This is a genomic window from Ekhidna sp., from assembly GCF_965228795.1.
Classification (GTDB): domain Bacteria; phylum Bacteroidota; class Bacteroidia; order Cytophagales; family Cyclobacteriaceae; genus Ekhidna.
Genome location: NZ_OZ245839.1, coordinates 2,306,666 through 2,322,481, shown reverse-complemented (window position 1 = coordinate 2,322,481; position 15,816 = coordinate 2,306,666). Strand labels below are relative to the sequence as shown.

General features: G+C 40.0%; 18 protein-coding genes. 6 read left to right on the top strand and 12 right to left on the bottom strand.

Translation table 11 applies throughout. The annotated features are described in order from the left end of the window. Positions 1-45: 45 nt before the first annotated feature. The 9 genes from ACQK2H_RS10340 to ACQK2H_RS10300 all read right to left on the bottom strand — a co-directional run bounded on the left by ACQK2H_RS10340 (position 46) and on the right by ACQK2H_RS10300 (position 6,288). On the bottom strand, positions 46-1,044 hold the full coding sequence (locus ACQK2H_RS10340; RefSeq protein ID WP_425391365.1) for a glycosyltransferase: 999 nt from the start codon (positions 1,042-1,044) through the stop codon (positions 46-48). Beyond that, positions 1,031-1,825, bottom strand: a complete 795-nt coding sequence (locus ACQK2H_RS10335; protein WP_425391364.1) for a hypothetical protein — start codon at positions 1,823-1,825, stop codon at positions 1,031-1,033. The genes ACQK2H_RS10340 and ACQK2H_RS10335 overlap by 14 nt, the downstream gene beginning before the upstream one ends. A gap of 95 nt (positions 1,826-1,920) precedes the next feature. After that, entirely contained in the window at positions 1,921-2,541 is a 621-nt protein-coding gene (locus ACQK2H_RS10330; protein WP_425391363.1) for an SGNH/GDSL hydrolase family protein, read from the bottom strand. 249 nt (positions 2,542-2,790) lie between these two features. Beyond that, positions 2,791-3,597 carry an energy transducer TonB gene (locus tag ACQK2H_RS10325; protein ID WP_425391362.1) on the bottom strand — a complete coding sequence of 269 codons (807 nt, stop codon included), beginning with the start codon at positions 3,595-3,597 and terminating at the stop codon, positions 2,791-2,793. A gap of 94 nt (positions 3,598-3,691) precedes the next feature. Continuing rightward, entirely contained in the window at positions 3,692-3,970 is a 279-nt protein-coding gene (locus ACQK2H_RS10320) for a GNAT family N-acetyltransferase (protein WP_425391361.1), read from the bottom strand. A gap of 5 nt (positions 3,971-3,975) precedes the next feature. Further along, positions 3,976-4,335, bottom strand: a complete 360-nt coding sequence (locus tag ACQK2H_RS10315) for an MmcQ/YjbR family DNA-binding protein (protein ID WP_425391360.1) — start codon at positions 4,333-4,335, stop codon at positions 3,976-3,978. Positions 4,336-4,401: 66 nt separating this feature from the next. Continuing rightward, positions 4,402-4,650: a hypothetical protein gene (locus ACQK2H_RS10310; protein WP_425391359.1), complete on the bottom strand. Its 249-nt coding sequence runs from the start codon at positions 4,648-4,650 to the stop codon at positions 4,402-4,404. A 107-nt stretch (positions 4,651-4,757) separates the two neighbouring features. After that, the gene (locus tag ACQK2H_RS10305) at positions 4,758-4,934 is read right to left on the bottom strand and encodes a histone H1 (protein ID WP_425391358.1); all 177 of its coding nucleotides are present in this window, start codon (positions 4,932-4,934) and stop codon (positions 4,758-4,760) included. 91 nt (positions 4,935-5,025) lie between these two features. Then, the gene (locus ACQK2H_RS10300; protein ID WP_425391357.1) at positions 5,026-6,288 is read right to left on the bottom strand and encodes an aminotransferase class I/II-fold pyridoxal phosphate-dependent enzyme; all 1,263 of its coding nucleotides are present in this window, start codon (positions 6,286-6,288) and stop codon (positions 5,026-5,028) included. Positions 6,289-6,383: 95 nt separating this feature from the next. Here ACQK2H_RS10300 and accC point away from each other — a divergent pair, with 95 nt between their 5' ends. Genes accC through ACQK2H_RS10285 form a run of 3 tightly spaced genes read left to right on the top strand, consistent with a single transcriptional unit; the run spans position 6,384 to position 9,736 of the window. Next, the gene (gene accC, locus ACQK2H_RS10295) at positions 6,384-7,874 is read left to right on the top strand and encodes an acetyl-CoA carboxylase biotin carboxylase subunit (protein WP_425393135.1); all 1,491 of its coding nucleotides are present in this window, start codon (positions 6,384-6,386) and stop codon (positions 7,872-7,874) included. Positions 7,875-7,881: 7 nt separating this feature from the next. Then, positions 7,882-9,186: a DUF1015 domain-containing protein gene (locus tag ACQK2H_RS10290; protein ID WP_425391356.1), complete on the top strand. Its 1,305-nt coding sequence runs from the start codon at positions 7,882-7,884 to the stop codon at positions 9,184-9,186. Further along, positions 9,170-9,736, top strand: a complete 567-nt coding sequence (locus tag ACQK2H_RS10285) for a Maf family protein (RefSeq protein ID WP_425391355.1) — start codon at positions 9,170-9,172, stop codon at positions 9,734-9,736. Before ACQK2H_RS10290 ends, ACQK2H_RS10285 begins: the two co-directional genes overlap by 17 nt. Here ACQK2H_RS10285 and ACQK2H_RS10280 read toward each other — a convergent pair. Continuing rightward, complete coding sequence (locus tag ACQK2H_RS10280; RefSeq protein WP_425391354.1) at positions 9,733-10,578, bottom strand: hypothetical protein; 846 nt, start codon at positions 10,576-10,578, stop codon at positions 9,733-9,735. The two genes, ACQK2H_RS10285 and ACQK2H_RS10280, sit on opposite strands and share 4 nt — an antisense overlap. Before the next feature lie 76 nt (positions 10,579-10,654). Between ACQK2H_RS10280 and ACQK2H_RS10275 the strand changes: the two genes are divergently transcribed. Then, positions 10,655-11,230 (top strand): hypothetical protein, encoded by a 576-nt coding sequence (locus ACQK2H_RS10275; RefSeq protein WP_425391353.1) that lies wholly within the window; start codon positions 10,655-10,657, stop codon positions 11,228-11,230. On the opposite strand, the gene ACQK2H_RS10270 is transcribed toward ACQK2H_RS10275, so the two are convergent. Further along, on the bottom strand, positions 11,218-12,738 hold the full coding sequence (locus ACQK2H_RS10270; RefSeq protein WP_425391352.1) for a GH3 family domain-containing protein: 1,521 nt from the start codon (positions 12,736-12,738) through the stop codon (positions 11,218-11,220). The two genes, ACQK2H_RS10275 and ACQK2H_RS10270, sit on opposite strands and share 13 nt — an antisense overlap. A gap of 54 nt (positions 12,739-12,792) precedes the next feature. On the opposite strand from ACQK2H_RS10270, the gene ACQK2H_RS10265 reads away from it, so the two are divergent. Continuing rightward, positions 12,793-13,155 carry a DUF5615 family PIN-like protein gene (locus ACQK2H_RS10265; protein ID WP_425391351.1) on the top strand — a complete coding sequence of 121 codons (363 nt, stop codon included), beginning with the start codon at positions 12,793-12,795 and terminating at the stop codon, positions 13,153-13,155. Here the strand turns inward: ACQK2H_RS10265 and ACQK2H_RS10260 are convergent. Continuing rightward, complete coding sequence (locus ACQK2H_RS10260) at positions 13,152-15,074, bottom strand: OmpA family protein (RefSeq protein WP_425391350.1); 1,923 nt, start codon at positions 15,072-15,074, stop codon at positions 13,152-13,154. The two genes, ACQK2H_RS10265 and ACQK2H_RS10260, sit on opposite strands and share 4 nt — an antisense overlap. A 102-nt stretch (positions 15,075-15,176) precedes the next feature. On the opposite strand from ACQK2H_RS10260, the gene ACQK2H_RS10255 reads away from it, so the two are divergent. Continuing rightward, entirely contained in the window at positions 15,177-15,737 is a 561-nt protein-coding gene (locus ACQK2H_RS10255) for a hypothetical protein (RefSeq protein ID WP_425391349.1), read from the top strand. Positions 15,738-15,816: the final 79 nt, after the last annotated feature.

Here is a 15,816-nt window from a genome sequence, read left to right as displayed (position 1 = left end):
TTAAAATTAGTAAAATATTTTAAATACTAAAATTTTTAGAATTATTTAAGAGGCAATTATGAAGTTTACTTCCTCTTGGTAGCCTTTTTCTACTAAATATGATCGTATTTCATCTCTGGCGCCACGATTAGCCACATAGGATACTATAAACGCTTCATCCTTGGATGGAATTGATTTATAGTGAAGTGTCCTTCCCCCCTCTTTTACGTCAATGTATTGAGCCGCTTCAATTCCTTCGTTTAATAAATAATCACTTCTCCGGCGTGATAAGCGGCCTGCGCCCCATAAATAAATCGTAGGATGAAAAGGATTATGCGCTTTTAACCACTTTGTCAGGTATTTAGCTTTTATTAGAAAGAAAGCATCTTGTGAATAACGATCATCCGTTCGTGTAAGTCGACCGGGGCTATCTCTCCATTTTAATACAGGATGACTAACCTTACCCATTTTTACCTCTTCTGCCATTAATCGCAAGAAAAACTCGTAATCTTCAGGAAAATCACCTTCCCGATATGACCCATAAAGATCAAAAAGCGCTTTACGAATCATTAATGATGGGTTTACCAGAGGAAACTCCACAAACTGATTGATTCGAATTTCATCAAATGACTGAATAGCATTCAGCCAATCAACATAATGAATGAATCCTTCATTTTTATCGGAACCCAGATACTCGACATGACCAGATACCACTCCCATTTCAGGATTACTTAAAAGCCATTCAACCTGATATTCCAAACGGAATTTGTCTGAAACATCGTCAGCATCCATTCGAGCTATTAAGCTTCCTTTTGAAGCCTTGAGGCCGGCATTAAAGGCATGAACAACTCCTTTATGTGGCTCTCTAAGGTATCGAATCTGTGGGTGGTCATGGAAATGTTGATCTAAACTATTACTCGAATTGGAATCATTGTTATCCACCAAAATCAATTCAAAATGCCTATAGGTTTGATCCAATATGCTTTGAATGGCTTCTGATAAATAGTGTGCATTGCGAAAAGGAAGAATTACAGATACTAACGGTGTTTTTTTACCGGTTTCCATTTCCTTCATCAGGTTCTTGTCCCTCCTCTACAGATTCAGCATCTGTGGCTCCTTCAGAAGGTTCTTCCGGTGTGATTTCAGCATCTTTCTTTTTACGTTTTTTAAACAACCCTTTTAATCCTTTACTCTCATTTGACTGTACTGAATCCGGTGCTGAGGTAGCCAAAGAGTCAATTGGGGCTGGTTTTGGTTCCGGTCGATTGTCGATGAACTTCTGACCATAGTATTTATTATAGTATTCCTGTTCAACATTGAAGTTATCACTAGGATCATATCCGTAAAGGAATTTTGGTCCCTTTTCTTCTTCTTTGGCTACAGGTTGTGATGCAAGAGAGTCCAATGAAAGTGAATCAGAAGCTAGTGATAAGGAATCTACTGCAAAATCAGAAGCCACAAAGTCATTCGAAACAGGATCAGGTGCAGTTACATTTTCCATCGGAGCTGTACGCAGGCGATATTTTTTGATTGGGTACGGTGTATTCTTTACAATTCCGTACTTTGTCTGCTTTTGGATTCTCCAAGGCACTACTTTTTCTCCTGCGTATGCATAGTAGTCAGTTTTTGGTTGGGCTACTACAGCTAACGAATCACTGGCATCCTGACCATTTTGTTGGGCCAAATACTGGGTTCTAGTATTTTCATCTAACTGCCACACATATGAAAAATAGGCATATCGAGTAGAGTCATCGAGTATGTAGGTACTTTGAAATGCAGGGCATATCACCTTGTCTTGACACGAAATCAAGGATACATAACACACAAGAATGATCAGCCTCTTCATAGAGATGGTTGTGACAAAGCAGTGATTTGGATCAAAAATAGGTGTATTTTCTGTTATACCTATAAATGAACGACGAAATTGAACTTTTAGTAGATTTATCTGGATGAAAGGTTGTTAAACACATGATCGTACATGTGATCCACCCACATTTTATACATCTCACCTGATGGATGCAATCCATCTGAAGCGATGAGGGAAGTGTCATCTTTGGCTTTTCTGGAAATAGGTGTGATATCAATAAACTTGACATCACGCAGCTTTGATATTTTTTCAGCTATCGCATTGTAGTTGTCCAGTTCACTGGCAATCTTGTCAGGGTCTAGCATTTTTTTCTGAGCAAAAGTTGTCACACCATAGTCAGGTATAGAAACAACCATCACATGATAAGGGTTGCCTCCGGCAAACTTGATGGCTTGATCCAAAAGTTCTTTGAATTCACGCTCATATTGATCAATTGGGTATCCTCTGTATTGATTATTAACGCCGATAAGCAATGATACAAAATCATAAGTGCCTTCTACATCGGCTTTAACAATACCGGACATAAGTTCATCAGTTGTCCATCCGGTAGTAGCAACAATCACAGGATCTATTTTAATGGAGTCTTGTCTCAGTCGGTGGGCCAATTGTACCGGCCATCTTTCATCTACATTGACAGCCTCCCCTATGGTGTAAGAATCTCCAAGAGCAAGATGGACAAAACCTTCATTACTCATAGGTTCGCTTTTTTGAGTGGCACATGAAAGCAAGAATAAACTGCATAAAATAATTGTCAAACGCATGATCAGGGATTTTATGCAAAATAAAGAAGCTGTCTCAAAAGTGTGTCGTCATTGCGAACAAAGTGAAGCAATCTCTTTAAAAGCACCGTAAATTATGCTGAGATCGCCGACAGGCGGCCCTGTTCGTTTCCTTGCGAAGACGAGCTTTGATGCTTTTGAGACACCCTCTTTAGTTACTGATGATCACTTTTTAGCAAGAATAAATCTTACAGGTATGATTTTCTTTACTCTGACAGGAACACCACGCTGTTTCCCTGGCACCCATTTAGGGGCTTTTTCAATAACTCTGACTGCTTCTTCATCGCAACCTGCACCAATACCTTTAACTACCTGTGCTTGAGTGATGGTACCATCTTTTTCAATGATAAACTGCACATATACAGCTCCTGTTATTCCCAATCGTAGCGCTTGCCCCGGATATTTAAGTTCATCAGCTAAATAAGCATAAAAGGCTTCTAATCCACCCTCCGGCAGGGGCTCCTGCTCAACAATGACAAATATTTCCTCTACCTCCTCCTTGTCTTCTACTGGTGCTTCTATCTCAATAACCTCAACGGCTTCATCTTCTGTTACATCCACATCCAAGCTGACCTGAATATCTTCAATAATTTCTGTGTCTTTTACTTCCGCAATCTTGAATAGCTCCTGTTTAGGAGGAGGTGGTGGCGGTGGCTGAGTGCTTGGAGGTATTTCGATGATCTCGTTCATATCGGCTTCAACCATCCCTAAATCTACCAAATCTCCTTCGTTGTAGGTCTTCCAATTGATTGCCACAATAGCAAATAAAATACTAACAGCCATTCCAATGTTGAGAAACATCGGCCTCATAGCTTTTTCTTTCGCCTTTCTTTCTTCTTTAACAGCTAATAAATCTTCGTATATCGCAACTGCTTTTTGTCTTTCGTTGATTTTGTTATTTATATCAGAAAGTTGGCGAATGGTTTCTTCGGGTAGACCTGTGGGTGGGTTAATGGTTCTTGGAGTTTTCATGATCGCAAGATTTAAATGGATGATAAGTAAACCTATTGATAATGAAGGGCTTTGCTAATGACCTAAGTTATGAAACTGAATGATTTAAGTCACGCTAAAGAACATCTTTCAGATCCTCATTTTTATCAAAAACCGAACGAGCAAATGGGCATAAAGGAACAATACTAATCTTTTTATTGCGGGCATCTTTCACGGCTTTTCGCACTAGTTTTTCCCCTAGCCCGGTTCCACGGTAAGCTTCATTCACTTCAGTATGATCTATAATGATACGGTCTGTACCAGCAACAGAATAAGTCATTTCTGCCACCTTCTCTCCTTCTACTAATGCCTGGTATGATCCCTTAGATTCCTGCTCTTTATTTACAATTTCCATATCCATTAGCTTAACTGTTTGAGTTCATCTTTTAGTTTTCCGGGGAGCTTGCTAACCACAAGATCATAACTATGGTTGATGAGGTGCTTGATCGTTTTATCAGGAACGGCTCCATCTGTATATACAGAATTCCACTGCTTCTTATGCATGTGATATCCCGGACGTATTGAACCATCGTACTTTTGCCTTAGCTCAATGGCATATTCCGGATCACATTTAAGATTGATAAATTCAAATGAATCGATACCGGTTAAAGCATACATTTTACCCATTACTTTGAAGACCAATGTATCCGGTCCAAAGGGTGTTTCCTCTGTAGTTCCCGGCTTGGCCATGCAATAATCACGGAATTCTTCTATATGCATGGAAGAAAGTTAGGGATGAAAAAGGATGAGGGCAAGTATTGGTCAATAATGAGTGCAATTAACCTATCACAACACCTCGATTGCATCTATAGCATCAACATCGATTCTAAAATTCCCAAATCGTGAACCTCCATTTACAGTAATAGCAGGTGGCAATGCAGGCACTACTGTACCTCCGTTATCAATTTTGGGTGTTCCATCCACTTTATTACTTGATAGCTGTACTTCAATAGTATCACCGTTTGTTTTGGCGAGACGGATTTTTGAGCCCAATGGTATATCTTTTATTAAGGCTTCTGCTTCTTTTTGAGTCATTCTATATTAACCCAACATACACGTTTTTGTTGGCCTATGGGCCATAAACAAAAAAAGGGAGTCAAATAGACTCCCTAATTTCTTTATCGGTTCGATTAGTAAATCGATTATCCTTTGTTCTTGATATCTTGAACTTCTAGTCTGATTTCCTGAGCAAGATTTTTCATGTCCTGCATACCTTTTCTTACTCTAGTTCCAGCAGCGTTGTTTCCTTTATCGTAGAACTTTTCGAAATCAGATTCCATTGATTCTACCATAGACTTTAGTTGTTCAAATCTTTTCATTGTTATAAGGTAATTAAGGTTATCGATAAAATTTAAAGTTGAGGCAATATAGCCTAAAATCGCAAACTAAACAGCTTTAACAGCAGAAATATTAAGATTTTGCCACCATGGCACCTTCAACTCCTGCTTCTTTATATACTCCACTGTCTAACTTCTTCTTGATTGCTTCAAAAGCATTCAATGTTTCTTCCACGTCTTCCAAAGTATGCATGGCAGTAGGAATGATTCGTAAAATCACCATTCCCTTAGGAATTACCGGATAAACTACCATAGAGCAGAATATCTTGTAATTTTCACGCAAATCCACTACCATATTACATGCTTCAAACACATCCCCGTTCATTACCACAGGTGTTACCGGAGAATTAGTAGTACCAATATTGAAGCCTCTTTCCTTGAACCCGTTTTGTATTGCATTTACAATCGTCCAAAGCTTCTCACGAAGCTCCGGCATGGTTCTCAGCATATCCAATCGTTTCAATGCACCGATTACTAACGGCATTGGAAGCGACTTTGCGAAAATCTGGGATCTTACTTTATATCTTAGATGATTAATAATTTCAGTCGGTCCGGCTATAAAAGCTCCGATACTGGCCATGGATTTAGCAAATGTGGAAAAGTAAATATCCACTCCATCCTGAACGCCATAATACTCTGCTGTACCAGCACCTGTATCTCCCATTGTTCCGAAACCATGAGCATCATCAACCAAGAGTTTGAAATCGAACTGTTCTTTGAGTTTTACAATGTCATCCAGCTTTCCGGTATTTCCGGTCATTCCGAACACACCCTCAGTGATTAGCAAAACACCCCCACCCTGCTCATTAGCAAGTTTGGTTGCTCTTTTCAGCTGAGTTGCACAGTTTTCAATGTCATTATGAGGAAATACGAATCGCTTACCAATATGCATTCTAAGCGCGTCAATGATACAGGCGTGGCATTCCGCATCATAAACAATAACGTCTTTTCTGTCCACTAAGGCATCAATCACAGACATGATTCCCTGATAGCCATAGTTAAGCAACATGCCTGTTGGTTTACCCACAAAGTCAGCCAGCTCTTGCTCCAATTGATCATGATAATCAGAGTTTCCTGTCATCATTCTGGCACCCATTGGATACCCTAGCCCCCACTCTGCTGTTGCGTCTGTATCTGCTTTCCTGATGTCCGGGTGATTTGCCAGTCCCAGATAGTTATTTAAGCTCCAAGCCAATACCTCATTCCCTTTGAAAGTCATTCGAGGCTTAATTTCACCCTCCAACTTTGGGAAGAAATAATAATTCAGATCCTGATCTAAATATGAATACTGACCTAACGCTCCTTTATCACTGAGTAATTTCTCAAATAAATCCATTTACTTGTGTTCTCTTTTTCAAACAAGTTGCAAATTTAGCAGAATGCACATATAATGAATGTAGCCTTTTCAATAAACTTGCGCTAACGATTGAAATTATGTCTATAAAGAAAATATTAGTCGCCAATAGAGGCGAAATCGCCATTCGAGTAATGAGATCAGCCAAAGAGCTGGGTATCAAGACAGTAGCCGTCTACAGTGAGGCTGATAAACTGCTTCCACATGCTGCATATGCAGATGAAGCAGTAAATATCGGTCCTGCTGCTGCTTCAGAATCCTACCTGGTTCAGGATAAAATCATAGAAGCATGTAAGCAAACTGGTGCTGATGCCATACATCCGGGTTATGGGTTTCTTTCTGAGAATGCAACTTTCGCAGAAAGAGTTGAGAAAGAAGGACTCATATTCATTGGCCCCTCACCGGAAGCTATTCGCATCATGGGCGATAAGCTCACATCTAAGCAAACCGTTCAAAAATTCAATGTGCCATTGGTACCAGGAATGGATGAACCCATCAATGATGTAGAGAAAGCCAAGAAAGTCGCTGATGATATCGGGTACCCTGTGATGATCAAAGCCAGTGCCGGTGGAGGTGGTAAGGGAATGCGTATTGTACATGACCCAAAAGACTTTGAGGAACAAATGGATCGGGCTATGAGTGAAGCCCGTAATTCGTTTGGCAATGATGAAGTGTTTATTGAGAAGTTTATTTCATCCCCAAAGCACATTGAAGTACAAATACTTGGTGATCAGCATGGTAACATCATTCATCTATTTGAACGTGAATGTAGTATCCAACGAAGGCATCAAAAAGTGATTGAAGAAGCTCCATCAGCTCTGCTAACTCCGGAACGTAGAAAGCAAATTGGCGAAGCTGCAGTAAATGTGGCAAAATCATGTAGCTATTTTGGGGCTGGCACTGTGGAATTCATCGCGGATGAGAATCTAGATTTCTATTTTCTGGAAATGAACACTCGCTTGCAGGTAGAGCACCCTGTTACAGAGCTCATCACAGGCATAGATCTGGTAAAGGAACAGATTGCAATCGCAAATGGTAAGAAGCTTAGCTTCAACCAGGACGACCTTTCAATCAATGGTCATAGTCTTGAGGTACGGGTGTATGCTGAAGATCCTGAAAACAATTTCCTTCCCGATACGGGTAAATTAACCACCTACATTAGGCCTCAGGGTGCTGGTGTGAGAGTGGATGACGGTTATGAACAAGGGCAAGAAGTATCCATTTACTACGATCCAATGATTGCCAAACTCATCACTTACGGAAAAGATCGTTCGGAAGCCATCGACCGCATGCGAAGAGCAATAGCAGAATATCAGATTACAGGGGTTAAGACCACCCTTTCGTTCTGTGATTTCGTTTTGGGTCATAAAGAGTTTGTAGATGGTTCATTCACAACCAAGTTTGTAGAGTCTCATTTTACTCCTGATATACTTAAAAGAGCAGAAACGGATGAAGAAGCAGAAATCGCAGCATTGATTGCCAATGAGTTGGTGAATAAGCAAGTCCGAAAAATCTCTAAAGCTGAAACAAAAGTGAGCAAGAGCAAGTGGAAAGAACGATTGAAATGAGATCCTAATGGCAGAAATCAAACCTTTTCGAGCATGGCGATATAATAATGATCTTATTAAAAACATTGACAAGCTCGTTTCTCCGCTTTTCGATGTAGTCTCCAAAAGCCAGCGAGAAGCATTATACGAAGAAGAACACAATAGCATTCATCTTTCAGTACCTCGTGGTGATGATTCATCGGATGGAGCGCAAAAACGATTAGAAGCCTGGAAAGCCGATGGTATCATCAAGCAAGACGAGCTTCCAGCTATTTATGTTTATTATCAGTATTTCACGCTTCCGGGATCGGATAGAGAGCGAATCAGAAAAGGATTCATTGCTAATCTGAGAGTCTACGATTGGCCGGATAAAGTGCTGTTGAGGCACGAAAACACCATGCCCTATTCGGTTAGTGATCGTATGGAAATCCTGGATAAGACACAGTTAAATGTAAGTCCTACACATGGACTCTACACCGACCCAACGCATGAGATCGAAAAGTACCTGGATGAAGCAATGATGGACCCACTTTACGAAACGGAGGACTATCAAGGCGTTCGGGATGTGTTCAGTGTAATTCATGACGTGAAGATCATAAAGCGGATCATGGAGATCATTGAGGATAAACAAATCATTCTGGCGGATGGTCATCACCGATATGAAGGGTCCCTCCTATATCAAAAAGAGCGAGCCAAAAACAATCCTGAACATACCGGGAATGAAGGATATAATTATCACCTCATGTATTTCACAAATACAGAAGCTGATGACCTTCGAATACTCCCCACTCATCGTGTAATCAAAGACCTCCCTGATTTCAATAAAGAGGAATTGCTAAAAAGGCTGGATGAATATTTTTTTATCAAACCAATTGAAGAGGCATACGATGTAAATGAAGTAATTCTAGGTAAACAATGGGCCTTTGGTCTACTGATTGGCGATGAGGCCTATAAAATCAGACTTAAGCCTGAAATGATCGATACCATTTCTTGGGACTTTCCGCGCACTATCAAGGAGCTGGATTTGACGGTCATGCACTACTTCGTTTTCGAAAAATGTCTGGGGATTAAGGGTGAAGATCAGCGTGGAAGCAAGAATCTGACATTCGAACGAAATTTTACCAAGTGCCTTCAGTCAGTTATCAAAGAGGAAGCTCAGTGTGCAATCATAACAAAAGACATTTCAATTGAAACAGTAAAAGAAGTATGCTATAGCGGATATACATTACCGCAAAAAAGTACCTACTTCTACCCTAAGGTCATTTGTGGCTTCCTTTTTGGATCGATAAAGGAGGACGAATTCAATTCATTTTTTGATGAAGCATTTCAATAACCTAATACTGGCTTCAAAATCGCCTAGAAGAAAGAAGCTTTTGGAGCAAGCAGGCTTTGAGTTTGAAGTAAAGACTATCGAATTTGATGAAGTATTTCCTAAAGAAATGGAAGCTTCTAAAGTAGCCGAATATCTGGCCATTGAGAAAAACAAAGCTCATCGGGAAGCCTTTCAAAAAGAAACGATCATTACAGCTGATACGGTGGTGATCTTCTCCGATACCATTCTTGGTAAACCAAAGGACAAAGAAGAAGCAAAACGAATTCTGAAGATATTATCCGGAAAGATCCACATGGTAATGACTGGTGTATGTGTCAGTAATGAAGAGAAACAAGTATCCTTTGCTAACCTGACAGAAGTTAAATTTCATGAGCTTACCGAAGAGGAGATTGATCATTATGTGGAAACAGCCCAGCCATTAGACAAAGCGGGGAGTTACGGTATCCAGGAGTGGATTGGACTAATTGGTGTAGAGTGGATAAAGGGGTCTTACTTTAACGTGGTAGGCTTACCAGTAGATCAGGTCTATCATACTTTAAAGGAATTCTAATTTGGATTGTAATCCAAGATTTCAGGAATACCATTTCCATCTAAATCTTTCCAACCAAATAACTGTGGACTGGCTATAAAACCTTCATGATGTTCATAGGGGTCCGACCAATCGTGCTCCCACCCCCAAACATGACCAATCTCATGATGATAAGCTGCAAATGCTAATCCCTCAATTCGTTCCTTTGTAACTAAATCATCATCATAGAACCATCCTACTTTGGCAAATTGTCCTTCCCATGAACCTATTCCGCCGCTAGGATTCTTTAGGTCTAAATCCATATAAAGTAAGATATCGAACTGATCAATATCGATATCATTTTGTGATGCAAAGGCTTCAAAATCCTCCACAGAATTGCGATCTACACTCCATGCTGGAAATTCATCTTGTTCCAAATAAAAATTCAAGTTATCGAAAACTACCAATGCACTATCGTAATTATTTTCTACTGCAAATCCTATGTGCTGATCATTAATACTTGCCTGAGCTTCTTCCCAATCCTGGATGAATTGCAATTTCCGTTCCATCAGAGCAGGTGACATTCTTATAATACACATTACCTTCTGCTTCCCTAAGGGGAACAAGGGGAATATTCTTCGAGATTGAATCGCTCCGTTTTCTGAAACATATATTCGGTTAAGGGCTTTTCCCTTGTAAATAGTGCTCACATATGTTGAAGTAAATTCATTGTACACTATTGGAGCTGATAGAATGTCAATACTGAAACGCTTATTAAACTCCGAAATCATCCATGGTTCTGACGGAGGAATCGGCACACTATCACTATCTCGACAAGAAAATAATGAAAGAAACATGAGAGCAACTACAAAGAACATTCTCATGAGTAGTGATTCGAATTTTAAATCATAAAGTTTCAAAAAAGTCGAACTGTAGCTCTGTAGACTTGTTGTTTAACTTATGGCAACCGTAGTATTCCAAAATGTGAAGCATGAACATATTCGAAAAGCATTTCTCAACGTGCTCAACCAATATGATAGTCTTGACGGATACAAACTCATCTTGAAGCAACGTAAGGTTAAGGGCACAACGATGCAAGCGCAACCAGTCATCAACATCACTAAACTCTTTGGAGGTCCTGACAGGTACAAAATCAAGCTTGCCAGGTATGTACGGGATAGTGAGTCGATCAAAGTTTCAGAACTACCTGATATTGTACTCAAAGGATGGTTTGCCCATGAGTTAGGTCATGTAGTTGACTATGCTCCACACTCAACGATTGGAATGATAAAATATGGTATCAAATACCTTGTATCTTCAAACTTCCGAAAGGAAGTAGAGCATCGCGCAGATAAAATTGCCATAGATGCCGGCTTTCATGAAGAAATACTTGCTACCAAACGATTCGTTTTTGAGCATGACCTGATTGATGATAGCTACAAAAATCAGATGAGGAAATACTATATGTCAATTGATGATGTAGAGATGTGTGTTAGTGATAAGACACCTTTAGGCCCTGTGGTTCAGGAGGTGTAATCCAGGAAAGCCCTCATCCGCTCCTCTCCCATTACTTTGGGTGTTTTCACCTGACCTCCTTTTTTCTTATTCGCTTCTAAAAATCCATGATATTGATCTTTGCTAATGGCCCTGACCCTAATGCCCTGTAAAGCTTTGCTTCTTGCCACTCCATAGTTTTTGTTAGCCTCTTTCAATGCCTCATCCAACCTCTCTGTGAATGATTTTTCATCTATTTCATTTTCAGAAACAACAATCCATTGATGTAGGTAATCATCGTCCTCATTTTGCATGGCTGCAACACAATATTCATTCACCGTGATTCCTAAATCTTTAGAGACTATTAAGATTGCCTCATCCATTTTCTCTTCTGACAATTGTGATCCTACTACATTTAAGAAAAACTTCGTTCGTCCGGTAATTTTAATCTCCGCAGGTTCCAAGCTTGTGAACTTAATGGTATCTCCGATCATATACCTCCACGCTCCAGCACAAGTACTAATGATCAACACATAATCCTGATCAGTCTCTACCTGATCGATGGTCATAGTCAATGGATCATCAATCAACTGACCAAAATCATCGACTCCACGTTCATCAAAAGGTATGAATTCATAGAAATACCCATGAGAAAGTGCAAGCCGCATATCCATTGAATCCGGATTTGTACTGTAAGAAAAGAAGCCTTCTGATGCCAGGTATGTATCCATAATCGTCAGAGGTTGCTTACATATTTTTTCAAAATCTCTTCTGTAAGTTTCGAAGGCTACCCCACCGCTTGCGTATACTGTTAGATTTGGCCAAATGTCATGAATTGTTTCAAGTTTATGACCTTTGATTACCTCCTGAAGCATCAATAATACCCAGGATGGAATCCCGGCAATCGCTCCAATATTCCAATTTGGAGCTTCCTTTACAATCCTGGCTACACGCTCATCCCAATTAGAAATACTCGCTATCTCTTTTCCGGGTCGATAAAACAGATCGTACCACTCAGGAAAATTGCTAACATTAATACCACTGATTTCACCTTCTAGATGACCATAGTCGTGTTTGCTAAGGTTAGCACTGCTGCTGAGCATTAGAATTTCACTTTCAAAGAGCTTCTCCGGAAAATCGTAATTCGGCAAAGACCTTATCATGGAAGTTCCTACATCTCTCATGCTTTGCAGAAAGTCATCCGTAATCGGAATTCGCTTACTTGACTTACCAGTAGTGCCGCTGCTAAGTGCAAAGAATGATGGTTTTCCAGGCCATGTGATGTCTTCCATTGACTGTTGTTGGTGCCACCACCTTTCATGGATGCTGTTATAATCATGGATTGGGACTGTCGACTGATAGGCTTTAACTGGATTGTTGGATTTCAGTATTTCCTTAAAGCCATAAAACTTACCGAAGGCAGTATCCTTGGCTTTATCCAGCAGATCGATCAGTTGATCTTCTTGTTGCTTTTCGCTACTCTTCAGATCAAAGCTAAGCTTCTGATTTAACTCAATTCCTTTTTTAATTAGGTTGCCAAGTAAAGCCATAGTTGATTAGGTTTAGGTAGGTAACTGGAACTAACGGTAAAGTGTTCTTGCTAAGTGAAATTTATTATTGATGAAAATATTTCTCCGCAGGTAGCGATCATTTTTCGATCATGCGGATTACAAGCATTTCATATCAATGAGATGAAATCCCATAAAAATCAACGGGTAGTTGATGATCAACTGAGACGCCTTGCTATCCAAAAAGGGTATGTGAATGTAACCAAGGATGATGATTTTGTCAAGAGCTACGTTAGCAGAAAAGTACCTGAACAAATGATTTTCATTTATGGTATCAATGAAAAAGAGCCACTTCTTACCCGAATGGAAGAAGTGGCTCCTCAGCTCAGTACTTTATTGGAATCTCACGACTTCATTGAAGTGAATGATCGAGAGATTCGTTTTCCGTTTTCAGACTAAAACTCTACAATCACAAACTCGGTTCGCCTGTTCTTGGCTCTCCCCTCCTTGGTGCTATTATCAGCGATAGGCACACTCTCTCCGTATCCTTTCGCTATTAGCCGATCACGATCTATCCCAGCTAGCACCATATACTCCACAACCGACTGTGCCCTTTTCTGAGACAGGCTTTGATTGGTGGCTTCAGCGCCGACATTGTCGGTATGCCCACCAACCTCGATCTTCATTGATTTATTGTTCTTCATCAGTGTTACCGCTTTATTTAGCTCTACATAACTGATAGGCTTCAATTCAGCTTTTCCTACCTCAAAAAAGATATTGTTCAATACCACCTTAGTCCCTTTCTTGATCGGCTCAAGTGGAATATCATTGGTAATCTCTGCATAGGTAGTGTCCTTGGGTAGCTCAAAGCTTTGGGAATAGAAGAAAAATCCTTTGGCATTTGCGGACACACTGTAATCTCGTCCGGCAGGAAGTACTACAAGATATTCACCTGTTGCTTCGTTACTCTTATTGGTTGCAATCAGTTCCCCTGTATTTAGATCTTCAACCAACACCAATGCACTCAATGGTTGCTTATCTTCAGAATTGGATACGATTCCTTGTACAACAATGGTAGGTTTTGGCTTCAATTCATCTGGCAGTTCTGCTTTGAAAATATCAAAGTTATTTTCATCCAATCTGGATGAAGCTAAATACGCATTCCCAGAAGCTGAGATACTGAAATTGGTGTCATTTCCTTCCGAATTTATCGGCTTACCCAGATTCTTAGGCGTGGACCATTTTCCATTTTCAAAAACGGTATAAAAAACATCGGCCCCTCCCATTCCCGGATGGCCGGTTGAGGAGAAATAGAGTGTTTTACCGTCAGCGGCAAGGAATGGACTATTTTCAGTTAATGGTGTATTAACGATACTTCCCAGGTTTTGAGGAATGCCCCATAGCCCCAGATGATTCTTTTCTACCATATAAAGGTCTGAGTTTCCATATCCACCCGGTCGCCTGGAGGTAAAGATGATGCGGTTACCATCCGCATTGATAGTCGGTTGACTGTCCCATTCTTCATCGTTTACCACATTTCCCATATTTTCAGGATCGCTCCAGGTGTTTCCATTCAACTGCGTGATGTAGAGATCACAACTACCGATTGCTCCATTTTCATCACATCGAACGAATACCATGTTTTGGCCATCTCCTGTGAAAGCAGAACCAAAGTCATTGGCTTTTGAATTAATTGGCTCAGGAAGTAGCTCCGGTTCGCTCCACTCTCCATTTAGGAGTTTTGAATAGTAGATATCCTCACCAAAATCAAGCTCAGCACTATTTTCATCTTTAAAGTCAAACCCGCCCTTTCTCACACTGGTAAAGTACAATCGTGTACCTGTTGGATTCACTGATGGCATATAATCACCTGAGATGCTATTCACCGAAGCGATTGGTTCTGGTTCTGTCGTATTAGGAGGCATTGCCCTTAGCTCTTGGCTGATATCAATGTAGTTCAATCGATTCATAGCCAGGTGAATCAGTCTGGCTGCTTTTGGGCTCTTTGGGGCCTTTTCTAAGTATCTTTTGATATAAATACGTGCACCACGTAAATTATCGAGTTCGATATAAGATCTGGCAATGTCATAGTAAATACTGATATTATAATCCGGATCAACCTTTTCAAGGTTTCGATATGCATTGATCGTCTCTTCTGTTCTATTTAAGAAGTCGTATGTTTTCCCAAGATAAAACCACGCATCAGAGTACTGAGGATTGAGTTTAATGGCTTCCTGAAATTTTTCTATGGCTGTTTCATATTTTTGAAACTTGATGGCTTGCATTCCCTGATTGTATGCATCGCGATGTGCTTGAGCAAACGTGAAATAGCCTAAAAGCAAGAGAATGAGAGAATAGCTGATTCTTCTGTATTGCATGGTTGTTTAAGTTGATAATTGGACGAAATTTAGAAAAATAATGATAGAAATAAGATTCTTTCGTTAGACATACGTATTTTAAATGCATCAAATTGTAACCTCATGAAAAAAATATCTCTTGTATTCGTAGTTGTATTAGCTTCATATTTCAACGCATTTAGTCAGGTTGGTGAGTCGTTTCCGGAAATGGAAGCTGAGACGCTTACGAATGAGTTTGTGGACATCCCTAAAGATATCTCTGGTAAGTATAGCTTAATAGGCATTGCCTTCTCAAAAAAGGCAGAGGATTATCTAAAAGGCTGGTTTGAACCCGTTTATAATCAATTCATCTATAAAAACCCGAACCCTGGACCATTTGACTTTTCATTCGATATAAATACCTACTTCATTCCCATGTTTACGGGAGCGAAAAGACCTGCTTATCAGAAGGTTATGAAAAAAATGAAGAAAACGATAGATCTGCGACTACAGCCGAATGTTGTTTTTTATAAAGGAACGCTGAAGGAATATAAAGATGCACTCAACTTTGACGGTAAGGACATCCCATATTTTTACGTAATAGACCCCAATGGTAAAATCGTTTACGCTACATCCGGTAGATACACCAAACAAAAGATGCAAGAAATTACCGATGCGGTAGATAGTGCTATGGAGATGGAGTAAAAAACAAGAGGCCGTCTCAAAAGGTTGGTATTCCTGAACTACCTTCCACAGGTAGGTTTAGAAAAGATTTCTTCTTAAT

Excerpts from the sequence above, each read along its gene's own strand:
- ACQK2H_RS10305 (WP_425391358.1), bottom strand. The coding sequence starts at position 4,934 with ATGAAAAGATTTGAACAACTAAAGTCTATGGTAGAATCAATGGAATCT.
- ACQK2H_RS10330 (WP_425391363.1), bottom strand. The coding sequence starts at position 2,541 with ATGAGTAATGAAGGTTTTGTCCATCTTGCTCTTGGAGATTCTTACACC.
- ACQK2H_RS10290 (WP_425391356.1), top strand. The coding sequence starts at position 7,882 with ATGGCAGAAATCAAACCTTTTCGAGCATGGCGATATAATAATGATCTT.
- ACQK2H_RS10280 (WP_425391354.1), bottom strand. The coding sequence starts at position 10,578 with ATGAGAATGTTCTTTGTAGTTGCTCTCATGTTTCTTTCATTATTTTCT.
- ACQK2H_RS10255 (WP_425391349.1), top strand. The coding sequence starts at position 15,177 with ATGAAAAAAATATCTCTTGTATTCGTAGTTGTATTAGCTTCATATTTC.
- ACQK2H_RS10310 (WP_425391359.1), bottom strand. The coding sequence starts at position 4,650 with ATGACTCAAAAAGAAGCAGAAGCCTTAATAAAAGATATACCATTGGGC.
- ACQK2H_RS10270 (WP_425391352.1), bottom strand. The coding sequence starts at position 12,738 with ATGGCTTTACTTGGCAACCTAATTAAAAAAGGAATTGAGTTAAATCAG.
- ACQK2H_RS10315 (WP_425391360.1), bottom strand. The coding sequence starts at position 4,335 with ATGCATATAGAAGAATTCCGTGATTATTGCATGGCCAAGCCGGGAACT.
- ACQK2H_RS10300 (WP_425391357.1), bottom strand. The coding sequence starts at position 6,288 with ATGGATTTATTTGAGAAATTACTCAGTGATAAAGGAGCGTTAGGTCAG.
- ACQK2H_RS10285 (WP_425391355.1), top strand. The coding sequence starts at position 9,170 with ATGAAGCATTTCAATAACCTAATACTGGCTTCAAAATCGCCTAGAAGA.
- ACQK2H_RS10260 (WP_425391350.1), bottom strand. The coding sequence starts at position 15,074 with ATGCAATACAGAAGAATCAGCTATTCTCTCATTCTCTTGCTTTTAGGC.
- ACQK2H_RS10325 (WP_425391362.1), bottom strand. The coding sequence starts at position 3,597 with ATGAAAACTCCAAGAACCATTAACCCACCCACAGGTCTACCCGAAGAA.
- ACQK2H_RS10340 (WP_425391365.1), bottom strand. The coding sequence starts at position 1,044 with ATGGAAACCGGTAAAAAAACACCGTTAGTATCTGTAATTCTTCCTTTT.
- ACQK2H_RS10335 (WP_425391364.1), bottom strand. The coding sequence starts at position 1,825 with ATGAAGAGGCTGATCATTCTTGTGTGTTATGTATCCTTGATTTCGTGT.
- ACQK2H_RS10275 (WP_425391353.1), top strand. The coding sequence starts at position 10,655 with ATGGCAACCGTAGTATTCCAAAATGTGAAGCATGAACATATTCGAAAA.
- ACQK2H_RS10320 (WP_425391361.1), bottom strand. The coding sequence starts at position 3,970 with ATGGAAATTGTAAATAAAGAGCAGGAATCTAAGGGATCATACCAGGCA.